At 72.0% G+C, this 4,934-nt stretch carries 4 protein-coding genes; 2 read left to right on the top strand and 2 right to left on the bottom strand.

The genetic code is table 11. The features are described from left to right. Window positions 1-34: 34 nt before the first annotated feature. Window positions 35-619 carry a GNAT family N-acetyltransferase gene (locus tag ABD308_RS05865; protein ID WP_344327845.1) on the bottom strand — a complete coding sequence of 195 codons (585 nt, stop codon included), beginning with the start codon at window positions 617-619 and terminating at the stop codon, window positions 35-37. Window positions 620-870: 251 nt separating this feature from the next. Here ABD308_RS05865 and secA point away from each other — a divergent pair, with 251 nt between their 5' ends. Continuing rightward, on the top strand, window positions 871-3,633 hold the full coding sequence (gene secA, locus ABD308_RS05860; protein ID WP_344327835.1) for a preprotein translocase subunit SecA: 2,763 nt from the start codon (window positions 871-873) through the stop codon (window positions 3,631-3,633). Window positions 3,634-3,738: 105 nt separating this feature from the next. Here the strand turns inward: secA and ABD308_RS05855 are convergent, their stop codons facing one another. Next, entirely contained in the window at window positions 3,739-4,227 is a 489-nt protein-coding gene (locus ABD308_RS05855) for an Rv3235 family protein (protein WP_344327822.1), read from the bottom strand. 373 nt (window positions 4,228-4,600) lie between these two features. Between ABD308_RS05855 and ABD308_RS05850 the strand changes: the two genes are divergently transcribed. Continuing rightward, window positions 4,601-4,934, top strand: a 334-nt coding sequence (locus ABD308_RS05850; protein ID WP_344327814.1) for a patatin-like phospholipase family protein, incomplete at its 3' end; no start/stop codon positions are given.

The following is a 4,934-nucleotide window of genomic DNA, read 5'->3' as shown; positions in this document are numbered from 1 at the left end:
GCCCCGCCCGCCCGCGCCCCGGCCGGACGCGGGTTCAGCCGGAGAGGTCCTCGGCGAGCAGGGAGGCGATCCAGGTGTCGCGGAACCGCCCGCGCTGCTCGGAGTAGGAGCGCAGGGTGCCCTCGAAGCGGAAGCCGACCCGCTCGGCCACCGCGCGGGACCCCTCGTTGCCCACGTAGGCGAGCCACTCCAGGCGGCGCAGGCCGAGCTCGCGCAGGCCGTAGCGGGCCACCGCGGCGGCGGCCTCCGCGGTGTAGCCGCGGCTGCGGAACTCCTTGGCCGCCCACCAGCCGACCTCGGCGGCCCCTGGCCGGCCGGCGCAGGCCGTCAGCCCCTGGCTGCCGACCAGGGCGCCGGACTCCCGCTCGAACACGCACCAGATCAGGTTGTCGCCGGTCCGCCAGCCGTTGGCGGCGAGGTCGTGGACGAAGTACTCGGCGTCCTGGCGGCCGTACGGGACCGGGACCACGGTCCAGCGCTGGATCTCCTCGTCCTGGCAGGCGGCGAGGATCGCGTCGACGTCCTCCTCGCGCGGGGCGCGCAGGACCAGGCGGTCCGTGGTGAGGGCGACGGGCTCGGCCGGGCGTGACCCGTGCTGGTTCTCCTGCTGCTCTTCCATGGGCGGATTATTCCGTACAGAGAGAAACCCGGGCATCCGATTAACGGACCGGTGCGTTCAACTGGTCGGACGCGCGTCCGGTTTGCCCTGCTGCGCGGGACTATCGTCGGAAGTGCTCGCGCGGGTGACACGGGAATACCGTGCTGACGCACCTCCCGGGGTGTTGGGCTCCTCGCATACGATGGCCCGTGCGGTGGGGTGGATCCGCCGTGCAGTCGTCCAGTGCCAATCCAGGCAAGGAGCCCGCTCACGTGTCCGTCTTCGACAAGATCCTGCGCGCCGGCGAAGGCAAGATCCTTCGCAAGCTGCAGCGGATTGCTGCCCAGGTCAACTCCATCGAAGAGGACTTCGTCAACCTCACCGACGCCGAGCTGCGCGCGCTGACCGACGAGTACAAGCAGCGCCTCGCCGACGGCGAGACCCTGGACGACATCCTCCCCGAGGCGTTCGCCACCGTCCGGGAGGCCGCCAAGCGCGTGCTGGGCCAGCGCCACTACGACGTCCAGCTGATGGGCGGCGCCGCGCTGCACCTCGGCTACGTCGCCGAGATGCGCACCGGTGAGGGCAAGACCCTGGTCGGCACGCTGCCCACCTACCTCAACGCGCTCACCGGCAAGGGCGTGCACCTCATCACGGTCAACGACTACCTCGCCGAGCGCGACTCGGAGTGGATGGGCCGGGTGCACCGCTTCCTCGGCCTTGAGGTCGGCGTGATCCTCGGCAACATGACGCCCGCCGAGCGCAAGCGCCAGTACGGGATGGACATCACGTACGGCACCAACAACGAGTTCGGCTTCGACTACCTGCGCGACAACATGGCCTGGTCGAAGGACGAACTGGTCCAGCGCGGCCACAACTTCGCGGTCGTCGACGAGGTCGACTCGATCCTCATCGACGAGGCCCGCACCCCGCTGATCATCTCCGGCCCGGCGGACCAGGCGACCAAGTGGTACGCCGACTTCGCCAAGCTGGTGCTGCGCCTGAAGATCGACCGGGACTACGAGGTCGACGAGAAGAAGCGCACCGTCGGCATCCTGGAGGAGGGCGTCACCCGGGTCGAGGACTACCTGGGCATCGACAACCTCTACGAGTCGGTGAACACCCCGCTGGTCGGCTTCCTGAACAACGCCATCAAGGCGAAGGAGCTGTACAAGGCGGACAAGGACTACGTCGTCATGAACGGCGAAGTCATGATCGTCGACGAGCACACCGGCCGCATCCTGGCCGGCCGCCGCTACAACGAGGGCATGCACCAGGCGATCGAGGCCAAGGAAGGGGTGGAGGTCCAGAACGAGAACCAGACCCTGGCCACCATCACCCTCCAGAACTTCTTCCGCCTGTACGACAAGCTGGCCGGCATGACCGGTACCGGCACCACCGAGGCGGCCGAGTTCCACCAGATCTACAAGCTCGGCGTGGTGCCGATCCCGACCAACAGGACGCCGCTGCGCATCGACCAGCCCGACCTGATCTACAAGTCGGAGCCGGCCAAGTTCGCCGCCGTGGTCGAGGACATCGCCCAGAAGCACGAGAAGGGCCAGCCGGTGCTGGTCGGCACCGTGTCGGTCGAGAAGTCCGAGTACCTGTCGCAGGAGCTGCGCAAGCGCGGCATCCCGCACGAGGTGCTGAACGCCAAGCACCACGAGCGCGAGGCGCAGATCGTCGCCCAGGCGGGCCGCAAGGGCGCCGTCACCGTCGCCACCAACATGGCCGGCCGCGGTACCGACATCATGCTCGGCGGCAACGCCGACCACCTCGCGGCCGCCGAGCTGGCCCAGCGCGGGCTCTCCGCGGTGGACACCCCGGAGGAGTACGAGGCCGCCTTCCCGGCCGCCCTGGAGAAGGCCAAGGCCGCCGTCAAGACGGAGCAGGACGAGGTCAAGGAGGCCGGCGGCCTCTACGTGCTCGGCACCGAGCGGCACGAGTCCCGCCGGATCGACAACCAGCTGCGCGGCCGTTCCGGCCGTCAGGGCGACCCGGGCGAGTCCCGCTTCTACCTGTCGCTGGGCGACGACCTGATGCGCCTGTTCAAGGCCGGCATGGTCGAGCGCGTGCTCTCGATGGCCAACGTGCCCGAGGACGTGCCGATCGAGTCGAAGATGGTCACCCGGGCCATCGCCTCCGCGCAGACCCAGGTCGAGCAGCAGAACTTCGAGATCCGCAAGAACGTCCTCAAGTACGACGAGGTGCTGAACCGCCAGCGCGAGGTCATCTACGGCGAGCGCCGCCGCGTGCTGGAGGGCGAGGACCTGCAGGAGCAGGTCGGCCACTTCATGGACGACACCGTCGAGGCGTACGTCCGGGCCGCCACCGGCGAGGGCTTCGAGGACGACTGGGACCTTGAGAAGCTCTGGACCGCGCTCAAGCAGCTCTACCCGCTCAACCTGGAGCTGGAGGAGCTGGAGGAGGAGGCCGGCGGAGCCGCGGGCCTCACCCCGGAGTTCCTCACCAAGGTCATCCAGGAGGACGTCCAGGCGCAGTACGGCGCCCGCGAGGACCAGCTCGGCACCGAGATCATGCGTGAGCTCGAGCGCCGCGTCGTCCTGTCGGTGCTGGACCGCCGCTGGCGCGAGCACCTCTACGAGATGGACTACCTCCAGGAGGGCATCGGCCTGCGGGCCATGGCGCAGCGCGACCCGCTGGTCGAGTACCAGCGCGAGGGCTTCGACATGTTCACCGCGATGATGGAGGGCATCAAGGAGGAGTCCGTCGGCTACCTGTTCAACCTGGAGGTCCAGGTCGAGCAGCAGGTCGAGGAGGTCCCGGTCGAGGACGCCGAGGTCGTGCTCGCGAAGCTGGAGAAGGACGCCGCCCGTCCGGAGATCAAGGCCAAGGGCCTGGAGGCCCCCAAGCCGCAGCGGCTGCACTACACGGCGCCCTCGGACGAGGTCGGCGGCGGTGTGGTCGAGGGCGACTTCGAGGACCTCGGTGCGGAGGACGAGGGCGACGGGCTGACCCGCGCCGAGCGTCGCAAGGCCGCCAAGTCGGCCAAGGGCCGCCGCCGCAAGGGCTGAGCCGGCGGGCGGNNNGACCGCCCCACACCGGGACAGGCGGCCGCTCCGGTACGGGGGCGGCGCCCCGCGTCGTTCCCGGGGCGGTCACCAGGACTCCCGGGCCGGTCACCGGGCCTCCACGGCGGTGCACTGCCACTGGCCGGAGGGGCCGCGCGGCTCCAGCCGGAACGCCACCACGTGATGCCGGGTGCCGAGGTCGACCCGTACGCAGGCCTCGACGGCGCCGGGTGAGGGCGAGCGGTCGTGCACCGGGCCCAGCCGCGGCCGCTCGTCCGCGCCGTGCGCCCGGCGCAGGGTGCCGGCCCGGACCAGGGCGGAGAGCTGGCCGTAGCCGTCCAGCGTGGTGTGGCGCAGCAGCTGGCCGGACGGCCGGGCGCCGGTGAGCACCTCGACCAGCCGGTGGGCGAACCGGGTGCTCAGGGCGCCGAGCGGCTCGTGGCGCGCCCCTCCGGTGCACGCGGCCCGGGGCCGGCGGGGCCGGCGCGGGGGCGCCGGGTGGTGGTCCCGGGCGGTGCCGCGCGAGCGGTAGGGGCGCGCGGAGAGCACGGCGGGCGGGGTGAGGGGCGGTGCGGCGCGGTTCGGGCACGTGGTCATGGGCCTTCCTCGGGGGCGGTCGGCGCGGATCCTGGCCGGGCCGGGCGTGGTGCGGGTACGGACGGGTCCTTGCTAGTGGTCGCCCACGTGGGGCAGCAACGGGTTTCCGGCGGCCTCCCGGAACACCCCGAAATTCACCTATCCGGGTGAGTCAGCCCGTGCGGCGGCAGGCCTGCCGGCGCCCCGGTGGGCGCCGGGTTGACGTGCCGGGGCGGGCGGTGGGGTCCGAAAGGGGACGCTCCGTTCGCCGGGACGGACGTTGCGGCCCGGGCCGCAACGCGCGCAGGATCGAAGGCCGGGCGGTACGCCCCGCAGGGCGTCCGTCCCCGGCACCACCGCACCACCACCGCCCCGACGACGACAGGCGGCCGGTATGACGACATGGGTATCCGGGACACGTCCGGCGCCGCCGGGCACCGGGGGCGCTCTCCGGCGCGGCCTGGTGCTGGGCGGCGGGGGCATGCTCGGCGCGGCCTGGACGGTCGGCGCGCTGTGCGCCGTCGAGGAGGCGACCGGCCTGCCACCGGGCGGCGCGGAGGTGCTGCTCGGCACCTCGGCGGGCGCCATCCTCGGCGCGCTGCTCGCGGGCGGGGCGGACACCGGCCGGCTCCGCGACCACCAGCGGGGCCTGCCGATCACCTCCGGGCCGCTGGCCGGGATCGAGTTCGACTACGACACGGCGGTCGGCGGCGCGCTGCCGCCGCGGC

It is taken from the genome of Kitasatospora putterlickiae (assembly GCF_039527695.1).
GTDB lineage: Bacteria > Actinomycetota > Actinomycetes > Streptomycetales > Streptomycetaceae > Kitasatospora > Kitasatospora putterlickiae.
Note: the sequence above shows the minus strand (reverse complement) of the source record. Positions and strands in the feature narration are given on the sequence as shown.